Below are 22,729 nucleotides of genomic sequence, written 5' to 3' on the forward strand. Positions count from 1 at the left end.
GGATAGAGATTTTTGCTGTGCGCCCTCCTGGCGTTATAACGCATTGCACCGGGGGCCGAACAAGGTTTCTTTATATTCCGAGGGCGTCATTCCATAATATTTTTTGTACACCTGCCCGAAGTATTTGCCGTCCGCGAACCCGACCCGGTGGGCAACTTCCAGTACGGTCAAACGCCGGCTGCCGGTGAGTAATTGCTTGGCCTTTTCCACCCGTTTGAGCGACAGGTACTCGTTAAAGTTAGTCCCCAGCTCTTTTTTAAAAATTCTGCTGAGATGGCTGGCGCTCACATGGAACAAGTCTGCAACCAATTGAAGATTCAGCTCGGCTTCGGCATAATGATCATCCACATACCGGGCGATCCGCTCCGCCAGGCTTCTTCCCATCGCTTCTTCCTTCCTCCATAACGCCTCCTCGCAGGCCAGGGCCGTAATCCGGCTTAATAGGTCCGTATATTCTTCGAAGGTCCTCAGTCCGGTGATTCCCGCAATGGCTTCCGTGATCCGGTCCTTTATCTTCCACTCCGGCACATGCTTGGACAGGCCGAGCAGGAAGTCAATACAGCTGTTCAGGGCGATGCTTTTATTCCTGCCGGCTCTAATGCCGGCCGTGAATTCGTCCAAATACCGTTTCGCTTTCGGCTCGTCGCCGTCACAGATCGCCTCAAACCATTCCGCATCCATGCGGCCCAAGGGCGGCTTGCCAGAGCTGCACTGAAGTGCATCCTGCAGCTCTGGCATCAGACTTCCCCAGAACAATTGGGTCTCGAGCAGCTTGAGCGCATGCTGGAAGGAGCTGTACAACTCGCTGATCTCCCGGTAGTTGGTGCCGATGCCGACGCTGATTTGCTTTTTTAAATACATTTCGATGTTCTCCAGACATTCGGTTGTCGCTTCCACCACTCTTTTGCGGATAATCACCTGCTGCAAGGCGGGATCAGACTTGACGACGACAACGCTCTTCCCTTCCATATCCACGATGGAGGTCGCCATTTGGAAGCGGCGGTACGTTTCATTCACTATATTGTTGACGGCATACTGGTACAGGGAGGCATACTCTTCATAAGATAGATCCGAGGGATTATACATCTCAAACACCACGACCACACCGCAGCCGAGCTGGATACCGTAATCCTTCAGCTTTGTACGCATAGCGGCAATATCCTTATTGCCGTTCACAATCACATTCATTAGGATGCCCGCCTCCACGATGTCCGCGTTCTCCCGCTTGGAGTCATTGGCCGCCTGCAGCAGGGAAGCCCTCTTGCCGTTGATCCTGTCCACCGCCTTAAGAATGCAGGCATTCAGGTCCGGAATCTTGATCGGTTTGAGCAGATAATCGAATACTTGATGCCTTACTGCGGTACGGGCATAGTCGAATTCACTGTATCCGCTGAGGAGAATCGTGATCATCCCCGGATAATGACGCTTGATATGCTCGGCCAGCTCCAGCCCGTTCATCCCCGGCATCTTGATGTCGGTAATGACGATATCCGGCTTAAAGCGTTCAATGACTTCCATGCCTTCCAGTCCGTTGGCGGCCGTCCCGCATACTGTGCAGTTCAGCTTGCTCCAGTCTACCTTCTCGCTCAGCCCCCGGCTTACGATGTCTTCATCATCCACAATCACGATTTTATACAATATTCTTCCCACCTTCATCCGCAGTATTGGGAGGCGCAGTTACATTCACCATTACAGGCACTATAATCTCGACAATGGTACCGCTGCCCGGCATGCCGTTGATCGTCAGACCGTAGCTTTCGCCGAACAGCATTTGAATCCGTTTGTGTACGTTTCTCATTCCGTTGCCCGTCCCTTTGGCGCTGCCGAGGTCCACCTCGCCCGTGAATTCCAGCAGCCGGTCCCGCTTCTGTTCCTCGATCCCGACACCGTCATCAATCACCCGGAATCTTACGCTCCCTCCATCCACGATCCCGATTATGCTCAGGTTGCCCGGACCGACTTTATTCTCCAGCCCGTGTACGAACGAATTCTCCACAATCGGCTGCAAAATAAACCTGGGAATCCATAGCTCCGCAATGTCGTCGTCCATGTGGATTGAAACCGTGATCCGGCTCTCAAAGCGGGTCTTCTGAATAGCCAAATAAGCATTGATATATTCCAGCTCCGAGCGGACCGGCACCATTTCCCGGTGATCGGCCAGGTTGGCCTTCAACAGCTGCGCCAGGGAGATGGTCACATTCTCGATCTTGTCATTCTCACCGTACATGGACAGCCAGCGGATCGTATCCAGCGTATTGTACAGAAAATGAGGATTAATCTGGGCCTTAAGCGCCCGGTATTCGGATTCACGCTGGGCCAGCTCCTTCTGGTACACCTCGGAGATCAAATAATTGATCTTGCCCATCATCTGGTTGAAGCTGCGCCCGAGCCGCCCGAACTCATCCCTCCGGTTGATTCTGACCTGCTGATCGAAATGGTCTGTCTCCACCTGATCCATAACCTGCTTAAGCGCGTGGAGCGGAGCGATTAAGCGGCTGGTCGTGAACCAGGTCAAGAGGATGCCCAGCAGCACGCCGATCACTCCGATCGCGGTGATCCAGCGTCCGATCAGTTCCGTGCCTTTGGAGATTTCCTTAAGCGGCACAAGCGAGACTACTGTCCACCCTTCCTGGGCGGATACGAAGGTTGTGAACAGCATTTTTCCGTACGGCTCCATATTTAATAAAGAAGGCCTCTCGGCGGATTGCAATTTCGCGCGACGGAGCAGATCCTCCACGTGGATATCGGGATCCTCGCTGCTGCTGACAACGATACGATCCTGCTCATCAAACACATAGCTGTAGCGGTAAGGCTCGGATTGCAGGCGCTGCTTTAAATAATCGTCCTTGAGCGAAATGGTTATATAACCGAGCATCTTGAGCGAATCCCGTTCCCGGATGGCTCTTTCGATATAAATAACCCCTTTGTTAACCCTCCAGGTGATTCTTCCCACCGTGTCATAACGCTGTTTCTTCAACTCGGACTGCACATCGTCCTTATTATTCACACTCCCGGAAGTATTATAGTTCAGCTTGACCAGGAACTGCTGCGTATTGAAGAGATAGACGGTTTCCAGCTTATCGGTGGAGTACAGGATTTTGGAAACGACCAGCTGTTCCAGCGCACTTAACTTCTCATATGTAAGCTGGTTCGTCTGCAGCAGCATAGACTGGATATCTGAATCTTCGGTAATGCTGTCCATCAGCTTGCCCATATACGAAATGGCATCGTCCATATTCTCGCTGATAAATTGCACCTTCTGGGTATCATTTGCCTTGGCGTCGTTCAGATGAAAATTAATGGAAACGGCGTAAGTGACAATCTCGATGATAGCGATTACAAGAATCAGCATGACTACAACCATCAGAATCATCTTGCGCTTTACGCTGGAAGACAGGTAGGTTAGCAGTGCGCGCTTCAATATCCAGCAGCTCCTTCAAACATAGGTTGTACCTATACTACCAAGAATCCTTTTACATGTTAATGAACAAAATTAACCTGCTGCCGCGTATCCGACATGGTTCGCCTTTAAACTCCATATAGTGAAAACAGCCGAACGCCCCCATGATGCGGACCGTCCGGCCTTTACTCTTTTGCACATTCGCTATGCGTCTTTCGCTCATGAAGTTTCCGCAGCTGAGGATTTCGATTTTACCATCCGGGAAATCGCCAGGGCGGCCAGGATAATAATCAGTCCCCGCACGATCGGTTGGACAAAGGATGAGATGTTCAGCAGATTCATGATGTTCATGACAACAGCGAAAATGAGCAGTCCGATGAAGCTTCCGCCGATCGTGCCGCGGCCTCCGGTAAGGCTGGTTCCCCCGACAATCACGACGGCAATGGCCACCAGCTCAAATTGAAAACCCGAGCGCGGTTCACCCATGCCGATCCGGGAAGTAATCAGCAGCCCGGCCAGGGCGGCAAGAACGCCGCTGATGATATATACGATCACCTTAACGCGCTCAACCTTGATCCCGAACAACCGGGATGTCTCTTCCCCGCCGCCGACAGCCAGCACATGTCTGCCAAACGGTGTACGATTCAGAACGAAATATCCGAGGATGAACACCACTACGACATAGACGGCGGGAAGCGGAATGCCCAGCAAACTTCCGTTCGCTATATTCGAAAACGCAGGTGTCACCGTTCCGATAATTGGCCCGCCGTTCGTGTACCAGAGAGCAACGGCCCGGAAGATCGCCATCGTAGCCAGCGTCGCCATAAAAGGCTCGACCCGGAATTTCGTCAGCACGACTCCGTTAAGCGCACCGACAAGAGCCCCGATCAGGATCACCACCGCCAGAATGCCCCACACGCCCAAATGCTGCGTATTGGCGCTGACGACCGCCGTTAAAGCCACAACGGATCCGACCGAAAGATCGATCCCTCCCGTAAGAATAACAAGTGTCATACCTACGGCAATGAGCGCACTTTCCGCACTGTATTGCAACAAATTCATCAGATTGGCGTACGTCAGGAACTTATCGGACAGCAGTGAACCTACGATCATTAACAGGAAGAGGGTTGCCAGCGGAAGATAGCTTCTCCATTTCGCCATATTCATTTCATTTCACCTCCTGCAGTGCGTATTCCATAATTTTCTCTTCGGATGCTTCGTCCCGCTGCAGCTCGCCGGTAATGGTGCCGCCGGAGAAGACGAGAATCCGGTCACACATTCCCAGAAGCTCGGGAAGCTCGGAGGAGACCATGATCAGGGACAGGCCCTGGCTCAGCAGCTTGTTGATTTCCTGGTAAATTTCCATCTTGGCCCCGACATCTACACCCCGGGTAGGCTCTTCGAGAATAAGAATTTTATACTTGTCCAGGAGCCAGCGTCCAATAAGCGCCTTCTGCTGGTTGCCTCCGCTGAGAGAGCGGATCGGCGCCTTAATGTTCTTCGGTCTTACCGACAGCTGCTGCACCAATTCATTGGCCTGCCTGCTTTCCTTCGGCTCACTGATCAGACCGAACGTTCTGAACTTACGCAGCGAAGTAATGGACATATTGGTCCGCACACTTAAATTCAGAAATAACCCTTGCGTCTTACGGTCCTCCGGCACAAATGCAATCCCGTCCGCAATGCACTGCCGCGGATTTCTCGGAGCGAACGGCTTGCCGTCCAGCACCATCTTACCCGAATAGCCTTTGACCAGCCCGAACAACACTTTAGTCAAAATATTTCCGCCCGAGCCCGCCAATCCGGCAATGCCGAGAATTTCGCGTTTGTTCAGGCTTAAGCTCACATTATGCAGCAGCTCCGGCACATTCAAATCAGAAATCTCCAGCACTTTGGCACCGATCTGTTCCGTGTTCACAGGATAATATTCATTCAGCTCCCGCCCGATCATCAGCTGGACGAGCCGTGCTTCATCCGTATCCTTGATATCCATCGTTTTTACATGCTGTCCGTCCCTCAGAACGGTAACCCGGTCAGCCATGGCGAAGATTTCCCGCAGCCGGTGCGAAATATAGATGATCGTTACCTTTCTTTTTCTGAGCTCGGCAATCGTCTTGAACAGCACAGCCAGCTCGTCTTCGTTCAGGTTTGCGGAAGGTTCATCCATAATCAGCAGCTCCGCGTTGAACGAAACGGCTCTGGCGATCTCGACCATCTTCCGTTCCGAGATGCTCAGCTCTTCCATTTTCTTATAAGGGTCAATCTTGATGTCGAGATTGTTCAGCAGCTCTCCCGCTTCCTTATACAGCGTCTTCCACTGCAGCAGGGAACCCTTTTGCGGTTCTCTCCCCAGAAAAATATTCTCCGCCACCGACAGCGCGGGAATCTCCTGAATTTCCTGAAACAACGTGCTGACCCCGCTCTTCTGCGCCATATAAGGCGACAGGAACTTGACGGACTGGCCTTTAAAATGAACGTTGCCTTCCGAAGGCAAATGAACGCCGGATAATATTTTGATCAGGGTTGATTTGCCGGCCCCGTTCTCGCCGACAATCGCATGGAATTCCCCTTCGCTAATGTTCACGTTAATATCTTTCAGCGCATAATGATTGCCGAACTGCTTGGAGATTCCGTCTAATTTAAGGATGACATTATCCATAGCGTTCCCTCTTTGTCATATACATGGATTTGTAGTTACTTGCGGTTCTTGGAAGCGGAAAAGACGACGGCAGCCATAATGATGATGCCCAGAATGAACTGCTGAATATAAGGGTTCATGTTCAGGAATACGAGCAGATTAAACAGCAGCCCGGCGAGCAGAGCACCTAAAAAGGCTCCCCAGATTGTGCCTTTTCCGCCGGATAAGCTGGCTCCGCCCACCACGACGGCGGCGATGGCGCTCAGCTCCATGCCTGTTGCTCCGCTGTTGCCGGACATCGGCTGATAAGCGCCGGTTCTGGAGGCAATCAGCAGGCCCGCTATCGCGGCGAACAATCCGGACAGCGCATAAACGCTCAGCTGTACTTTTTTAACGTTGATGCCCGAGTTATAAGCCGCCACCCGGTTGGACCCTACACTGTAGATCTGCCGTCCAAAGATCGTTTTGTTCAGCAGAATGAACCCGATGATGTATAACACTAGCATGATAATGACGGGATTGGGAATAGCCCCGATGTACCCCCCGCCAATGGAAAGAAAGCTGTCGCTCGCGTCTCCGCTGATGCCTTTGCCTTTCGTCATAAACAGCGTGGTTCCGTCGATAATTACCTTGGTCCCGAGCGTTACGATGAATGGCTGCAGCTTCCCGAAGGTAATCAGCATGCCGTTAATGAGACCGAGGAACAAACCCAGTGCCAGGACAACTATCACGATTACGCCGGTTGGCGCCTGCAGCTGAACGAGCATAATGGCCGTTAAACTTACCGCCTGCATCACGGAACCCACCGACAGGTCAATGCCGCCGATCAGTACCGTCAGCAGCATCCCGATCGACACGATGGCCGGATAGGAGATCTGCCGCAGCAGATTTGAGAAGTTATAGGAAGTGAAGAACTCCGGTGAGAAGATCGGAGAGATTAATGTGACGATTACGATAAACAGCAGCAGCAGCGTCTCTTCCTGTTTCAAGAGCGTACGGGCTTTCTTAATGGTTTCCATCTGCTTGATTCCCCTTTATTTAATGGGACAATGATGGCTTTGCATACGGACGCTTAACTGAGGCAAAGCCATCATTGCTAATCTCAAATTTTAATCCTGGTACCAGTTGCAGACATACGGATGATTGGTCAGCGACTCCGGTCCATCTTTGCGGATCACAACCGTATCTTCTACACGGGTCCCGGCATATCCGGGAATGAGCAGAGTAATTTCAAAAGCGATCGTCTGGTTCTCGACCAGAATATCCTGGCTGTCCGGGCCTACTACCGGAATTTCCTCCTCCGGATCCATGCCTGTGGAGTGGGCGCAGCCGCGGCCTTCACCGGCCATATGCGGATATCCTTCGCGCTTCAGCACTTCGTTGGCGGCCACATCGGCCTCCGCGCCGGTCATGCCCGGTCTCAGAGCGGACATTCCCGCTCTCCATGCTTCCAGGCAGGTATCGAGCAGGCGCTGTTTCTCCGCATCCACCTTGCCGTAAGCTACACCACGCGCCATATCGGACGAATATCCGTTATAACGGCAGCCGATATCGATGAGGATCGTGTCGCCTTTGACAATTTCGCGGTCACGCGGGCGGGCCAGGAAGAAGTCCCCGGAGTTCGGTCCCGACTGGACCATCATGTCGAACGAGACGGTGTCCGCACCGCTCGCGAACATGTGCGCCATCGCTTGACGCGTCACTTCTCTCTCGGTCAGGCGTTCGGTGGCGAGCAGCTCGTGGATTTTTTCAATCCCCATGTCCGCCAGGCGGCCGGCTACTTTCATATTACGGATTTCCGTTTCGCTCTTAATCGATTTCAGGTACTCGATGATATTGGTCTTCTGCAGCATCGAGGTTGGATTCAGGCTGTCGCGGATCGTCTCATAGAATTCAAGCGCGCAGTATTTCGAGCCGCTGAGGCCGATTTTGGCGGAATTTCTGCCTTTCTGGAAATCCTTCAGCACATTGCCAAGCTCCTGGCGGATGCCTCTTACATCGGAGAACCATGTCTCGTCGGCGGCATAGGATACCAGACTGCCTTCCGCGAACAGCGTAGGTTCGCCGTCAAGCGGGATAAACACCATGGCCGGATACGGGAATACCCCGTCAAATGCGCGATAGTTGGCTAACCAGCGGACATTGCTCATACGGTACGAGTCTGAATAAACCAGCAGCCCGTCCAGGCCTTCCGCTTCCATTTTCACTCTTGCCTTCTGCAAACGTTCCTTGTACTCGGTTACCGGAATTTCCTGCAATACGTCTTCAAAACCCATGATGAATTCCTCCTGAATTTATAATTGGATTGGTGTTGGCGAATATGTTTCTTTTAGAACGTTGAATTCGGATCGTAGAAGTCATCGACATTCGACTTGTCGATTACAGGAGAGTCCAGAATCACTCTCTTCTGAATCTCTTTGCCGTTCGCCGCATCGATCGCCAGCTTCACAGCCGTCTCGAAGCTCCATTCATTTTTCACGGACATCAGCAGCTCATCCGTGTTCTTGATCTTCTCCAGCGCTTCCTTCTGGGAGTCCATGCTGACCACCTTGATCTCACTCATCCGGTTTGCTTTCTTAATGGCTTCAATCGCGCCAAGCGCCATCTCGTCATTCTGGGCGAACACGAAGTCAATCTTGCTGTTGGCCTGCAAAATATTCGTCATCACCTGCATCGCCGGCAGCCGCAGCCATTCTCCGGATTGCTCCGCCACGATCTTGATATCCGGATACTTTTGAATCTCCGGCATGAATCCCTGCGTACGAAGCTGAGAGTTGGTCGACTCGACGACACCGTTGAGGATGACCAGATTGCCCTTTTGGCCCATCTTGTCGGCAATGTACTTCGCCGCCTGCTGGCCCATCATCACCTCATCCGAAGCAACGAATGTCGTATAGGGAATGCTATCATCGTCCGGTACGCCGGAGGCCGCGATAATCAGCGGGATGCCCGCTCTTTCCGCTTCCTTGTATGCGGGATAGATCGCGTTGCCCGACAGGCTGCTCACGATAAGGGCATCGACATTGCGGGCGATCAGGCTCTCGATGTTGGCGATTTCCTTGTTTGCGTCCCCTTGTCCATCTGTCACAATAATCTCAACCCCGAGATCGGCGGCTGCCTTCTTTGCCGTATCTACGTTGGCAATCCGGAACGGGTGATTCATGACCGTCTGCGAGAAACCGATTACAATTTTTCCGTCTCCCGATTTCCCGGATGAATTGGAGCCTTCGGATGTACTGGCCGCTTCTGTCGTGCCTGCATTACCAGCCCCTCCGCCGCATCCTGTAACCGCTATCAAGAGCACTAAAAACAATGCCAATACCGAAGTTTTTTTCTTCATCATTATTCCCCCTGTCATTAGTGTTGACCTAGCCGCCGTCCTCCTTCCAGTGTTTATAGCTTGTTGCCTTGAATTGATTATATAATTAATTGCCGCCCGATTAAGGTTGAAAAAAATGACATCAGGGTTGAAAGTTTTGATGCCGGAGAGTAAAAAGAGCAAAACCCAAGCCTTGTTCCGGCTAGGGCTTTGCTCTGATGCTGTCTTGAACCTTATCTGCCTGTCCCAAATGTTTCCCTCTTCCAAACCCTCCCCAATCCCTTGCCCCACAAGGCTTCCCCTTCATTTTCAAGATAAAAATTAGTGTCTGAAAAGGTAGGGGGAAAGCTGGGGATCAGGTTCTCAAAAACCAGGGGAATAGCTTGAGTAAGTGCTTGAGTAAAAGACCCCACAAAACTTCTGAACCCTTGAGTTGCTTGGGTTTCTGCTTGAGTATGATTCGGGAAAAGACTGAGAGATCCCTGCATGGGTTCGCCGCAGAAGATGAAAAAAGACTGGGGATTGGATCGAGGAAAGAATCGATCTTCTCCAGTCTTTGGGTATTTGTGGACAGTTATTTTTATTCTGGGACAGTTATTGGGAAAATGGATAGGAATTATTATTTAGTTATAACCCCCGCTGCCGCATCCCTTCAAACAACAGAATGGTCGCTGCCATCGCCGCATTGAGCGATTCGGCACGGCCAGCCATCGGGATGATAATGCTTTTATCGACAAGCGCGGCCGTTTCCGGCGAGATGCCCTTACCTTCACTGCCGATCAGCAGCCACTGGCTGCCGTGAAAATCGTGGGTGTAGCACGAGTCCTCACCGGTCAGCGAGGTGCTGACTAAGAGTGCGCCGCGTTCCCGCGCCTGCGGCAAAACAACACTTAAATCACCCTCCACCACCGGGAGATGGAACATCGAGCCCATCGTGGAACGGATGGTCTTCGGGTTGTACAGATCGGCGCAGCCTTGGCCGAGGATCACGCCGTCCGCGCCTGCCGCATCCGCGCTGCGGATGATCGTCCCCACATTGCCGGGGTCCTGAACTCCGTCCAGCACAACGACTAGACTATCCGGCTTCGCAAGGATCGTCTCCACGCCCTGCTGTTCCTTGCGCACCACCGCAAATACCGGCTGCGGCGTATTGGTGCTGCTGCACTTCGCAATCACCGGCGCTGATACGCCGATGACCTCCATGCCCTGTACCGCCTGCAGCAGTTCCTTCAGCTCAGACGGCATGCCCTTATCGAGGTCATACGCCAATATTTCCACATCGGCTTCGGCCAGCAACGCCTCTTGTACGAGATGAATACCTTCCACAATATATTTACCGGACTTATCGCGGTGTTTCTTCTCCTGCAGTCCGGCCCATTCCTTCACCCGCGTATTTTGCGGAGACATAATTTCCATGAGGTCCTACCTTTCTGTTCACCTGCAGCTTAGTTATCGCATCTTTTCTGCCTTTTTCCTTGCAGTCACTACGATCTTCCCATGTATTTCTCTAACACGCTGCACCTGCACACAGCTTCATTTTAAGTGTATTTCCTGCAACTAAAACCACGCTTTTTACCGCTAATTCCAATTTAGTTGTAGTCTGTACATTTATAATCATCATTATGGCTATAAACCGGGGGTATGCTAAATTTTAATTGCACGAAATACATCTATCCTTCTGAACAAGCGGTTAACGAAGCAAATAGCTGTACAGAGTGCAACTAAGCAAATCCGGCCACTATCGTCAGCGCACTTAACACTTCCTACAGCACCGCGAGAGCCACGTTATACTTCGTTTGCTCGTGCGTTATTGATATGCCATCTCCAGCTTGGTCAGGTTGTCCTTGTGGCCAACGATGACAAGAACATCGCCATCGGCCAGCCGGTCCTCGGCTCTTGGAGTAATATTCATTTCTTCGCCCCGGCGGATCGCCATCACATTGCAGCCATATTTGGCGCGGATATTCAGCTCCTGCAGGTTTTTGCCCAGCATCGGCCTGGGAACCTTCATATCCAGAATACTGTAATCCGGCGACAGCTCAATATAGTCAAGGATGTTCGGCGAGGCCAGATGATGCGCCACCCGCATGCCCATGTCCCGTTCAGGGTAAATGACTTTGTCTGCACCGATCTTGCTTAGCACCTTGCCGTGCAGCTCACTTTTGGCCTTGACCAGAATCGCCGGCACCCCAAGGTCCTTCAAAATCAGCGTCGTAAGAATACTCGCCTGAATATCTTCTCCGATTGCCACAACGACAACATCGAAATTTCGAATGCCCAGTGCACGCAGCGCTTCCTCATCGGTGGAATCTGCAGATACAGCATGGGTAACAATTCCCGAAATTTCCTGTGTGCGCTGCTCATCCGAATCGATGGCCAGCACATCAAATCCCATCCCGCTGAGCGCCTTGGCTACACTTGAGCCGAAACGTCCCATTCCGATGATGGCATATTGTTTTTTAGCCATGTCCGTGTACCTCCCGCTCACATTTTACATCTCACACAGTATAGCATAAGCACACACAAACTTGAATTTTCAGCATCGCCGCAGGGCACATTAGTACAGGGCGTTTCAGCATGAGCAGGCTTCCTAAGCCAGTTCTGCGAACCATTGGCAGGATGCTTTGCTCACAAAACTAAGCATATGCTTTCGAAGCAGTTTTGTACGAAGAATTGGCAGGAAGCCTTGCTCACAAAACTAAGCACATGCTTTCGAAGCAGTTTTGTACGAAGAATTGGCAGGAAGCCTTGCTCACAAAACTTTTAAGGGGGTACATTATGCCGGTTACCATTGATTTGCGCCAGGCGATTCTCCATAAAGTGCACGGCCAGTCCGAAGAAGACCTGCGGCACATGATTGAAGGCTCCGTGGACGGGCCGGAAGCTGCACTTCCCGGGCTTGGCGTCGTGTTCGAAATGGTCTGGAAGGACCTTGGAGAGGCCAAGCAGGATCATGTGATTAGTCTGCTCCACAGACATCTGGAGGAGACTACTCCCGGATCCATCACATCCTAGAAAGCCTCATGAGCCAAAAACCTCCGTCACCCAAGGTGCATCTGCACACATGGGGGCGGAGGTTTTTACTACCTATTTGAAACTGCTGCAGGTGCAGCTGTATCCCCTGCACCTGCAGCCTGAATTCGTCAACAGCCTACACTCAAGGAGCTGTTTCCAGGAATTTCGCGGTCGGGTTCTTCTCCATCGCTGTACGCATCGCATACTCGTTCTCGAACAGCACCACGTAGTTGCCCTTCTTGTCGGTAACCAGTGTAGAGTTGATGCGGAATTTGCCGGGGTCCGGTTTATTCTCATCCACGATCCAGCGTGCGAACTGATATGACATCCGCTGCAGCTGAACATCCACGCCATATTCACCCTTCATCCGGTACTCGAACACCTCAAACTGCAGCTGTCCGACTACTCCGAGCAGAATATCGTCAAAGTTGACCGTACGGAACACCTGAATCATGCCCTCTTCCGTCAGCTGATCAATACCCTTCTGGAACTGCTTCGATTTTAGCGCGTTTTTGATGCTTACTTTGGAGAAAATCTCCGGTGAGAACGTAGGCAGCTCATCGAACTCCATATCCCCGGCTTGACTGAGTGTATCGCCGATCCGGAAAATACCCGGATCAAACAGCCCGATAATATCGCCCGGATACGCCTCTTCGACGATATCGCGGTCTTGAGCCAGGAACTGCTGCGGCTGGGACAGCTTAATGTCTTTGCCTGCACGGACATGCTTTACACTCATGCCGCGCTCGAACTTGCCGGACACGATCCGCAGGAAAGCAATCCGGTCGCGGTGGGCCGGGTTCATGTTCGCCTGGATTTTGAATACATAGCCGGTAAATTTCTCATTGGTCGGCTCAATGGAGCCAACTGTACTGCGGCGCGGCTCCGGCTTCGGTGCAAGATCCAGGAAGTTGTCCAGGAACGTCTGCACCCCGAAATTGTTGATCGCACTGCCGAAGAATACCGGAGTAAGCTCTCCGCGAAGTACCTTCTCATAGTCAAAAGGATCGCCCGCAACGTCCAGCAGCTCCAGCTCCTGGCACAGCTGATCATGCAGGTACTCACCGGCCATCTCACGGATGATCGGGTCACGGTAGCTTTCCACCTTTTGCACTTTAATTACGGAATGGTCATCACCCTGGAACAGCTCCACCTGATTCTTCATCCGGTCGTACACACCGCACAGTTCACGTCCGCTGCCGATTGGCCAGTTCATTGGAACAGAACGGATGCCCAGTACATTCTCAAGCTCTTCCATCAGATCAAACGGACTTTGGCCTTCGCGGTCCAGCTTGTTGATGAACGTAAAGATCGGAATACCGCGTTTGGCGCAGACCTGGAACAGCTTGATGGTCTGTGTTTCTACACCCTTCGCCACGTCGATCAGCATAACCGCGCTATCCGCAGCCGTTAACGTACGGTAGGTATCCTCACTAAAATCCTGGTGACCTGGGGTATCCAGAATGTTCACCCGATGGTCTAAATAGTCGAACTGCATCACAGAGGAAGTAACGGAAATCCCGCGCTGTTTCTCTATTTCCATCCAGTCACTTGTTGCATGTTTGCTTGCCTTGCGGGCTTTAACCGTTCCCGCTAACCGGATGGCTCCGCCGAACAGCAGCAGCTTCTCCGTAAGTGTTGTTTTACCCGCATCCGGGTGGGAAATGATCGCAAAGGTTCTGCGTTTGTCCACTTCCTGTTGCAGCTTCTGATCCGGTGCCTTATTCATTGCACATATCCCTTCATATATAAATTCATGCTTCTGCTTATATCACACGGGTTGTTCATCAAATCGGCGCTCTGCTCATGAGTACAAATCCCTCCATTGGTGAATTCATTGTTATCCCATAATAGTCTCCAGTTCCGCTTCTAGTGAAAGCATCCTTTAAAGTATATCAAAATCCGGCAAACTTTATCTACAAAAAAGCGGCTTATACCAAATATCTTGTAAGAAAAACAGCGATTGCAGCCTATTCTGTACAGTCCTCGGCCTATACGAGGCTATTTTGCGTGAATTTCACCAAGTGGAAACGGCTTTGCCGTCCTTTTTAAGGACGGTATCGTTTCAGCGAGAAATAGAAGGATAAGTTATCGTGTGAAACATATAAATTCTTATATTTGGGCAAACCCGTCCCCACGCTAACGGGGGTATCGCAAAAAAGCTCTCCCTGCAGCCTCTGCAGGGGGAGCTTAAATCTTGTAGCTTATTCAGGTCTTAGCTGTTAACCCGCCAGACCACATTGTCTTCTTCCTGTCCGTTTACCGGCCACCAATGGAAACCTTCCTGAGCCAGCAATTGATCGGCTTCCACCGGACCCCACGAACCTGCAGGGTACGAAGCCAGATCAGCCGCTTCTTCCTTCCACGCTTTGGCGATACGGTCCACGAACGACCATGCCGACGAAACCTCATCCCAACGGGTGAAATAGGTTGAATCTCCACGCGCCGCATCATGCAGCAGACGCTCATAAGCTTCCGGCGAGTTGATCCCCACCATGCAGCTTTGGCAGAAATCCATGGCCAGTGGCTGAATTTCCGATTCTGAGCCCGGTTTCTTGGCATTGATCTTCACATAGATGCCTTCCATCGGATTCACGCGGATGACGAGCAGGTTGGGCTCGAGGTTATGCTTTTGGCCCAAATAGACATTGGTCGGCATACCCTTGAACTCTACAACCACTTCCGTCGTCTTCACCGGGAGACGTTTACCCGTACGGATGTAAAAAGGAACGCCTGCCCAGCGGAAATTGTCCACAAATACACGCGCCGCGAAATACGTCTCGGTATTGGATTCAGGATCCACTTTGTCTTCCTGGCGGTAAGCCGGAAGGGTCTTGCCTTTATACAGGCCTTGGGTGTACTGGCCGCGCACCACGTTCTCGCGCACTTCTTCGGAGGAAGCATACGGACGCAGCGAACGAAGCACCTTGACCTTCTCATCACGGATATCTTCAGCCAGCAAACGGCTTGGCGGTTCCATAGCGATCATCGTCAGCAGCTGCAAAATATGGTTCTGGCCCATGTCGCGCAGCGCTCCCGCATGATCGTAATATCCGCCGCGCTCTTCCACCCCAACGGTTTCACCGAGGGTGATCTGAATGTTGGCGATGTGCTTGTTGTTCCAGAGCGGTTCAAAGAAGGCATTCGCAAAACGGATGACTTCGATGTTCTGCACCATTTCCTTGCCCAGGTAGTGGTCGATCCGGTAAATCTCTTCTTCCTTAAACACCTGGCGGATCTGTTCGTTCAGCTGCTCAGCAGACTCCAGATTGTAACCGAACGGCTTCTCGATCACCAGACGGTTCCAGCCTGAACTTTGCAGCATGCCACCGGCTTTGAGGTTGAACGACACGCTGCCGAACAGCTCAGGAGCAAGGGCGAGATAGAACAGACGGTTACCCGGAATGCGGAATTTCTCTTCGATTGCCTCCGTTTGCGCGTTGAGCTCGCGGAAGCCGTCGATATTATTGATGTCCAAAGACTTGTATTCAAAATGTTGCACAAACTCATTCCATTCTGCAGCATCTCCCGCCTGGTAGCGGCAGAATTCGCGAATGGACTCTTTCACATCTTCCCGGAATTCCTCCTGGGTGCGGGGACGCCGAGCCACGCCAATTACCGCAAAATCATGTGTCAGCTTACCTTCACGGTACAAACTGTAAATCGCCGGAAAAAGCTTACGCCGGGCTAGATCTCCGGTTGCCCCAAAGATAAAAAATACAGCGCCGGGTGTATGCAGTGCATCAAGGGTTTGATTTTCAGCCATGGCTCCTCATCTCTCTGTATGTAATATAGTTGACAATCATTCTCAACGTCCGTCAAATAATAAAAAACGCATGACGACGTGATGTCATTTTATCATATTCGCAGAAAGGATGCTATCACATTCCTGACAGTTTTTCTCGGGATTTCGTAATTTTTCATTAATCTTTCTTATTCGTTTACATACTCCAGCTTATATAACAATTAATGTCTATTACCTTCGGATTTCATCGAATCCGCCCTCAATATTCAATCGTGATCAGCGGCAGCCCGATCGTTACCCGGTTGCTGTTGTTGTTGCCGTTCTTATGAACAGCTGTCTGCATAGCAACAGCATGCTTCCCGCTGCTCACATAACGCGCCAAACCCGGGACAATGTAAGAGCGGCTGTACGTGGTTTCGTCTTCATACTCTTCCACCGACTGCAAGCCGGAGATCGCGGCAGCGATGGCCTGTTCCGTATGAACAAGCGCTTCGCGCGGGGTTCCTTGTGTGGACGCCACGCCCTGAAGGGAAACATTCCACTCCGGCTCGATGCCGGCAGCCTGCATCTGCACACCCGTTTCTTGCGCCGCTGCCTGAAATGCCGTTGCCTTGAGCAAATCAGCCGTTTCAAGGGTTACGATCACGTAGCTGCTGCTCTGGTCAATCCCGCTCCAGAACATGGAGATTTTCCCTGATGGGTTAAAGGAAGCGGCAGCACGGAAGGTTGTGTGTCCATCTTCTTCACTGTGCTCCGGCGTTCCAAGTCCAAGACGTTCAGCCAGGCCGGCAGCTGCTTCCGCAGATTCCGCAGCGTTACCGCTGTATTCCCCCTGCCATTTCAGCACAAGCCGCAGCGGGGATCCCGGTTCAGTGGATTTCCGTCCGGCTGTAACCAGCAGCTCCAGACCTTGCTCCAGTCCAGAGCCTTCGGAAATGATAACATCAGCCGCAGCCGATGCCGTCACAGTCTCTCCGCCTGCCCCACTGCGGAACCCCGCCAGTAATAGTGCCGCAATACACATGCATAGCAGCGCTAATGTGACCTTCCCTTTTCCTCTGTTCCGCAGCTTCATCTCCGCATCTCCCTCTCGAACCAATCTAGTAATCTACTAGAAAGGATGTCCAGGTTCAAGAGGATATATACTTCCTGAGGCTGTTATTCAGCCAGACCGTTCTTGTAAGCATATATAGCTGCCTGGGTCCGGTCTTCCACACCCAGCTTGGCGAGAATGTTCGTTACGTGAAATTTCACAGTTTTGATCCCGATAATCAGTTGGTCAGCAATATCCTGATTGGATTTGCCCTGGGCCAGCAGCTTCAGCACTTCCATCTCGCGCTCGGTAAGCTCCTTATAGGCAGGTGATTCGCCCTTGGCGTTGTTACGGAAACGGTTCATCATTTTGGAAGCTACCTGCGACTCCAGTACCGATTGGCCTCTTGCCGCCGCGCGGATGGCATCCGCCACTTCACTGGCCCGCGAGGTTTTCAGCAAATAGCTAAAGGCTCCGGCTTCAATGACCGGGTACATTTTTTCGTCATCCAAATAGCTGGTTAGTACGATTACCTTACAATCCGGATAAAGCTTCAGGAGCTGTCTCGTTGTTTCGATGCCGTCCATGCCGTCCATCACAAGATCCATCAATACGACATCCGGATTATATTCCTGGGCCAGCCGGATGCCTTCTTCTCCGCTTCCGGCTTCGCCCACAACTTCAATTCCGTCCTCGGTGCCAAGCACCGCAGCAAGTCCGATCCGGACCATTTCATGATCGTCCACGAGCAGTACTTTAATCGCTTCCGCTTCCTCCATCTCCATGGTTTGCCCTTGCCCCCTTATTCATTAACTAGTGGTACAGTAATTTCAATGCGCATCCCTTTGCCGGGTGCGGTGATAAATTGAATGGAACCTCCGGTTTCATTGATCCGCTCCTGCATATTGGAGAGGCCGTAGGAAGTCTGCTTACTCTCATCCATCTCGAAGCCGATCCCGTCATCCCGCAGTGTGAGCCGCACGGTATCTCCCCGGCGGTGCAGCCGGATCTCCATCTTATCCGCTTTGGCGTGGCGCAGTGTATTGGAAATGGCCTCCTGCACAATGCGGAACAAATGATTCTCGATCCCTTTAAGCAGATGTACATCCGGGTCCATCTCAAACACAATCTCCATAGGAACCTTGATCTCCAGTTCCTTTATCAACTCCTGCAGCCCCTGCTCCAGACCTTTGCCCTCCAAGTACACCGGACGCAGGTGCAGCAGCAGTGCCCGCATCTCCGACTGGGCTACGGCGGACATCTCCTCGATAAGCGCAATCTGCCGCTGTGCCTTGTCAAAGTCCTTCTCCAGCGTTCTGCCTACAGCCGTCGCCGTCATGGAGATCGCGAACAGCTGCTGCGATACAGCATCATGCAGCTCACGCGCCAGCCGTTGCCTTTCCTCCATAATCGCCGATACGCGCGCCTGTTCGGCAAGCTTGGCGTTATTGGTGGACAGCCGCTGCAGTGTGTTCACCTGGTTCTCCCACTTGCCGCTGATCCGGCCAAGCTGCAAGCCGAGCCTGCCCAGTTCATCCGTACCCAGTTCCGGCATGGCCGGGGTAAGATTTCCTTTCTCCCAGGCTACGAGTGTTGCCCGCAGCCGCTCCAGCTTGCGCTTGATACGGAAGCTCTGGTAGAAACCGAAGCCAATCCCGAAAACCATCGGCAGCAGAATTAGCGTCACCGCCGTTCTTACCCCGATCTTCCAGTTTTCAAAGGGCTGCAAATATCCGTATGTATACATAATGTACAGGATAACCAGCAGCATGACAAAGGAGAACAGAGCCCCCTCGCCCATGCTGCGCGTTACCATACTCCTATTCTTTTCCTCCACGCCGGGAGCACTCCCTTCTTAGCTAACGCTCATCCCTTTTAGGACATGCTTATATCCAGGTCACCCATTAAATAAGATACATTAATCTTCACCTTATTCTCGCTGATATCATAATTGGCCGATTTCCAATTGAGCCGGTTCAGCATTCCGGTATCCCGATGGCTGCCGAATTCAATCGAGCCGAACAACACAAAGGCTTCAATCTCCACGCCGTAGTCTTCCGACAAATGGACATCCATATCGCCAAAAATACCCTGAAACAGCATGATGGTCTCTTTATCCTCCGCCATAGCCAGCGAAAGATCCACATCGGCTTCGCCCATCACATGCCATGCACTCAGACTGCGCATCACCCATGGGGAGAGGTCCCAGTCAAACCGGGAAGAGAAGCTTTGCTTCTGCATGAACCCGCCGCGTTTCTGCATTCTTTTGGACTTTACAAAAAACATCCCCAGTGAGATCAGACAAATCCCCAATACAAGCAGCAAATGATCCAGCAGCAGCAGTACGGCACCGACTCCAAGCAGAGTATAACCCTGCTTCACCCTGCCCGATGTCGTCCGGTAAATCCCCAGCAGCAGGAACAGGAGCGCGACAATGGAGAAAAAGCCGATCCATCTGCCAAATATCATCAAGCAGCCTATACCAATCAGTCCGATGGCAATCAAACGGTTTCGTTTATCCATTTCGCACCTCCTAAATTTTAATGCCCTTGCGGGCACAATGTGTTATGAAAATAGGCTTGAGGTTTAACCGACAAGCATCCTGTACATACCAGATACTAAGCAGGACAGGTGAAGTCGGTAAACTTATTGTGTGTACGACCTCGACTCCTAAATTGAAATACGGCCGTCTTCGAGTACAATGTATTGTTGCCCCGAGCACCTCCATCAAATTTCACTGGATCGGACGGCCCGTAGCCCTGCCAAGAAAGGATGTTTTGTTTTGGATGCTATTCGTCAATGCTGTGCCGGCCTGGATGTTCATCAAGCCACGATTGTCGCCTGTCTTCTCAAAGGACCTTTAGACACCAAACCCACCAAACAGATTCGCGAATTCCCTACCGTCCTCTCCGGTCTTCTCTCCCTCGCCGATTGGCTGGAGCACGAAGGCTGCACCGACGTCGCGATGGAAAGTACCGGGGTCTTTTGGAAACCCGTCTTCAATGTCCTTCAAGATTCCTGTTCCTTGACCGTCGCCAATGCGGCTCATGTCAAGAATATCAAGGGACGCAAGACCGACGTCAAGGATGCGGAGTGGCTGGCCCAGCTTCATCGCTGCGATCTCATTCGCAGCAGCTTTGTGCCGCCTCAAGAGATCCGCAACCTCCGTGATTTGACCCGTTACCGCAAAAAACTCAAAGGCCACGAGGCTTCCGAACGCAATCGCATTCACAAGGTACTTGAGGATGCTAATATCAAACTCTCCAGTTTTGTCTCCGACCTCTTTGGTGTTTCGGGTCGCCTTATGCTTCAAGCCATTGTCAATGGCGAGGTCCTCGAACCTGACGTGATCGCCGACTTGGCTAAAGGCAAGCTTCGCGCCAAACTTCCGGAGTTGACCGCCGCCTTGAACGGGCGCGTTACCAAGCACCACCGCCAAATGATTTCCCATTCCTTGAAGCATCTGGCCTTTCTGGAATCCTCTATTGCTGAACTGGAGGCTGAGATGGACATCGCCTTTGCTCCTCATCTCCCGAAGCTTCAGCTCCTTCAGAGCGTTCCCGGTCTCGGTCCCCATACCGCCAAGATTCTCGTCGCAGAACTCGGGATCGATATGTCTGTGTTCCCGTCCGCTGCCCATCTTGCTTCCTGGGCCGGACTCAGTCCAGGCAGTAACGAAAGCGCCGGTAAAAAAAAAGTTCGGCTACCCTCAAAGGCAACTCCGCACTTCGCAGCGCACTCGTCGAAGCCGCTTGGGCCGCCAGTAAAACCCGAACGTTTTTAGGGGCAAAGTTCTGGGCCCTCGCCCGCAGGCGGGGTAAACCCAAAGCCATTGTTGCCCTCGCTCATAAATTACTCGTCATCGCCTATCACATCTTGAGAACGAATGATCCTTACCGGGAGCTTGGTACCGACTATTTACTTGGGCGAAATGCGATTTCTTCCGAAGATCGTTTAATCCGCCAACTGCAACGACTCGGGTACACCGTTCAGAAGCCGGGGCCCTCCCTATAGCCCTTTTTAAAAGGAGCTTTTTAAGCCTCCCGGGCATCCTATTGCCTTTTTTAGCGGTCACCTCGCAAGGGAGCGATTCGTTTGGACAAGAACCCGTAAAAGTCACTTCGTCTGTCCGCGTTATTTTCCCATCAAAAGTTTTGCGGAGCAAAACTGACTTCGTAAGCATAAACTTAAGTTTTGCGGAACAAAACTGATTAATGTTGAAGTTTCTCCAATCGATGATTGTATGCATCATGAATTGGAGAAACTTCCACCTATAGCCGCATCCCGCTACAAAAGCCATACCGGTATGGAGAATCCATACCGTATGGCTTTACCTTGTTCAGCATATCATATACGCCTATTGTTTAGGAACAGGCTTATTATTCTTTTTTGTCAAGTGACGGGGATGAAGTAGTCGTAGTCGTGTTCAGCTTGTTCTTAAGTGCAGCGAGCTGCTCATCCACTTTAAGCTGCTTCTCGGCATCCACAGGCTTGCTGTATACACCGGCCGAAGGGCTGTAAGGGGCACGCATAACATCTGCTTCCGCTTCAAGCTGCATGATCTTTTCTTCCATACGGTGGAATCCGAGCGATGCGCTGCCGCTTTCGATGGCATGAACACTGCTGATTTGCGACATTTGCTTCTTGGCTTTCGCCATTTGTGCACGGGAAACCAGCTCGTTGCGTTTGTTGCGCAGTTTGTAGAACTCATCCTTCATGTCATGCAGCTGCTGTACCAGTTCTTTGGCTTGCACTTCAGCTTGAGCATGAAGATCGCTGTATTCAACCTGCTTCTGGTCGAAATAGATTTTTTCCTCCAGCAGTTTGCGTGTTACTTCTTCCTGGCCATTCTTCAGAGCTAGCTCAGCCTGTGCCGCACGTTGTCCAGACATTTTGGCTGCTTCATCGACACGCTGCTTCATCCGGCGTTCATTGGCCATTTGCTTCGCTACAGTAACCTCAGCTTCGTGAATTTCTGCCTCCATATCGCGCAGATATTGGTTCAGCATTACAATTGGGTCCTCTACCTTATCCAGCAAATCGTTTACCGACGCCTTTGTCATATCTTTAATCCGTTGAAATACTCCCATGTTTTACACTTCTCCCTTCTCGTATTTAGCAAGTTTTTGTTTAAGCTCTTCGACTTCTTTCTGCAGGGCCTTCTTCTCAATATCCTTCATCATGGCATCCAGACCGGAGTCCGGGGCCGAGTAAGCATTTACTTTGTCATAACCGGGGTTATAGCCGGGCTGTCCGTTATTCGGACCATATCCTCCCTGTCCATGAGGACCCTGCGGGCCTTGCGGGCCGCGTCCATATCCAGGTCCTCCGGAGTAAGGGCCGCCATAAGGGCCGCCCGGAGCTCCGGGTCCAGGGCCAAAAGGATTATACTGCGTGGGCTCCTTGGGAATGACAAGCGCTGCAACAAGGTACACCAGAATCGTTGCGCCCCCGGTAAAGGGGATGCTGACCAAGAGCAATATCCGGAACAGGGTGGAGTCAATACCGAGAGTCTCGGACACTCCTCCTGCAAGCCCTGTCATTACCTTGTCACGGGTTGAACGGTACAATCGGCTCAT

19 protein-coding genes are annotated in these 22,729 nt (G+C 51.8%); 2 read left to right on the forward strand and 17 right to left on the reverse strand.

Going from position 1 to position 22,729, the window contains the following annotated elements; genetic code table 11:
• Positions 1-33: 33 nt before the first annotated feature.
• From NSS79_RS29315 to NSS79_RS29355, 9 genes are all read right to left on the reverse strand, one after another.
• Entirely contained in the window at positions 34-1,638 is a 1,605-nt protein-coding gene (locus NSS79_RS29315) for a response regulator (RefSeq protein ID WP_342437196.1), read from the reverse strand.
• Positions 1,631-3,421, reverse strand: a complete 1,791-nt coding sequence (locus tag NSS79_RS29320) for a sensor histidine kinase (protein ID WP_342437197.1) — start codon at positions 3,419-3,421, stop codon at positions 1,631-1,633. Before NSS79_RS29320 ends, NSS79_RS29315 begins: the two co-directional genes overlap by 8 nt.
• Before the next feature lie 198 nt (positions 3,422-3,619).
• Positions 3,620-4,567: an ABC transporter permease gene (locus NSS79_RS29325; RefSeq protein ID WP_342437198.1), complete on the reverse strand. Its 948-nt coding sequence runs from the start codon at positions 4,565-4,567 to the stop codon at positions 3,620-3,622.
• Position 4,568: 1 nt separating this feature from the next.
• Positions 4,569-6,059 carry a sugar ABC transporter ATP-binding protein gene (locus tag NSS79_RS29330; RefSeq protein ID WP_342437199.1) on the reverse strand — a complete coding sequence of 497 codons (1,491 nt, stop codon included), beginning with the start codon at positions 6,057-6,059 and terminating at the stop codon, positions 4,569-4,571.
• A gap of 35 nt (positions 6,060-6,094) precedes the next feature.
• A complete protein-coding gene (locus NSS79_RS29335) occupies positions 6,095-7,057 on the reverse strand; it encodes an ABC transporter permease (protein ID WP_342437200.1) in 963 nt (320 codons plus the stop codon).
• 90 nt (positions 7,058-7,147) lie between these two features.
• Positions 7,148-8,314 (reverse strand): Xaa-Pro peptidase family protein, encoded by a 1,167-nt coding sequence (locus NSS79_RS29340; protein WP_342437201.1) that lies wholly within the window; start codon positions 8,312-8,314, stop codon positions 7,148-7,150.
• 53 nt (positions 8,315-8,367) lie between these two features.
• Positions 8,368-9,381 carry a substrate-binding domain-containing protein gene (locus tag NSS79_RS29345; RefSeq protein WP_342437202.1) on the reverse strand — a complete coding sequence of 338 codons (1,014 nt, stop codon included), beginning with the start codon at positions 9,379-9,381 and terminating at the stop codon, positions 8,368-8,370.
• 603 nt (positions 9,382-9,984) lie between these two features.
• Positions 9,985-10,773: an RNA methyltransferase gene (locus NSS79_RS29350; RefSeq protein WP_342437203.1), complete on the reverse strand. Its 789-nt coding sequence runs from the start codon at positions 10,771-10,773 to the stop codon at positions 9,985-9,987.
• Between the two features lie 391 nt (positions 10,774-11,164).
• Entirely contained in the window at positions 11,165-11,824 is a 660-nt protein-coding gene (locus tag NSS79_RS29355) for a TrkA family potassium uptake protein (RefSeq protein ID WP_038596366.1), read from the reverse strand.
• 311 nt (positions 11,825-12,135) lie between these two features.
• Here NSS79_RS29355 and sspI point away from each other — a divergent pair, with 311 nt between their 5' ends.
• A complete protein-coding gene (gene sspI / locus NSS79_RS29360) occupies positions 12,136-12,372 on the forward strand; it encodes a small acid-soluble spore protein SspI (protein ID WP_076112599.1) in 237 nt (78 codons plus the stop codon).
• A 142-nt stretch (positions 12,373-12,514) separates the two neighbouring features.
• Here sspI and NSS79_RS29365 read toward each other — a convergent pair whose 3' ends face one another.
• The 6 genes from NSS79_RS29365 to liaF all read right to left on the reverse strand — a co-directional run bounded on the left by NSS79_RS29365 (position 12,515) and on the right by liaF (position 19,673).
• Entirely contained in the window at positions 12,515-14,101 is a 1,587-nt protein-coding gene (locus NSS79_RS29365; protein WP_038596370.1) for a peptide chain release factor 3, read from the reverse strand.
• Between the two features lie 486 nt (positions 14,102-14,587).
• Positions 14,588-16,138, reverse strand: a complete 1,551-nt coding sequence (zwf, locus tag NSS79_RS29370; RefSeq protein ID WP_038596372.1) for a glucose-6-phosphate dehydrogenase — start codon at positions 16,136-16,138, stop codon at positions 14,588-14,590.
• A 238-nt stretch (positions 16,139-16,376) separates the two neighbouring features.
• Positions 16,377-17,192, reverse strand: a complete 816-nt coding sequence (locus NSS79_RS29375; protein ID WP_342437204.1) for a YwmB family TATA-box binding protein — start codon at positions 17,190-17,192, stop codon at positions 16,377-16,379.
• An 83-nt stretch (positions 17,193-17,275) separates the two neighbouring features.
• Positions 17,276-17,935, reverse strand: a complete 660-nt coding sequence (locus NSS79_RS29380) for a response regulator transcription factor (protein ID WP_144024396.1) — start codon at positions 17,933-17,935, stop codon at positions 17,276-17,278.
• Positions 17,936-17,952: 17 nt separating this feature from the next.
• Positions 17,953-18,987 (reverse strand): sensor histidine kinase, encoded by a 1,035-nt coding sequence (locus NSS79_RS29385; protein ID WP_038596373.1) that lies wholly within the window; start codon positions 18,985-18,987, stop codon positions 17,953-17,955.
• A gap of 38 nt (positions 18,988-19,025) precedes the next feature.
• Positions 19,026-19,673 (reverse strand): cell wall-active antibiotics response protein LiaF, encoded by a 648-nt coding sequence (gene liaF / locus NSS79_RS29390; protein ID WP_342437205.1) that lies wholly within the window; start codon positions 19,671-19,673, stop codon positions 19,026-19,028.
• Positions 19,674-19,932: 259 nt separating this feature from the next.
• Here liaF and NSS79_RS29395 point away from each other — a divergent pair, with 259 nt between their 5' ends.
• Complete coding sequence (locus NSS79_RS29395; protein WP_340899475.1) at positions 19,933-20,934, forward strand: IS110 family transposase; 1,002 nt, start codon at positions 19,933-19,935, stop codon at positions 20,932-20,934.
• Between the two features lie 595 nt (positions 20,935-21,529).
• Here NSS79_RS29395 and NSS79_RS29400 read toward each other — a convergent pair.
• Together NSS79_RS29400 and NSS79_RS29405 are read right to left on the reverse strand one after the other, a co-directional pair.
• Positions 21,530-22,240, reverse strand: coding sequence for a PspA/IM30 family protein (locus NSS79_RS29400; protein WP_340896568.1), 711 nt, complete (start codon positions 22,238-22,240; stop codon positions 21,530-21,532).
• Between the two features lie 3 nt (positions 22,241-22,243).
• On the reverse strand, positions 22,244-22,729 hold the full coding sequence (locus NSS79_RS29405) for a PspC domain-containing protein (protein ID WP_340896567.1): 486 nt from the start codon (positions 22,727-22,729) through the stop codon (positions 22,244-22,246).

The organism is Paenibacillus sp. FSL L8-0436 (genome assembly GCF_038593025.1).
GTDB lineage: Bacteria > Bacillota > Bacilli > Paenibacillales > Paenibacillaceae > Paenibacillus_AQ.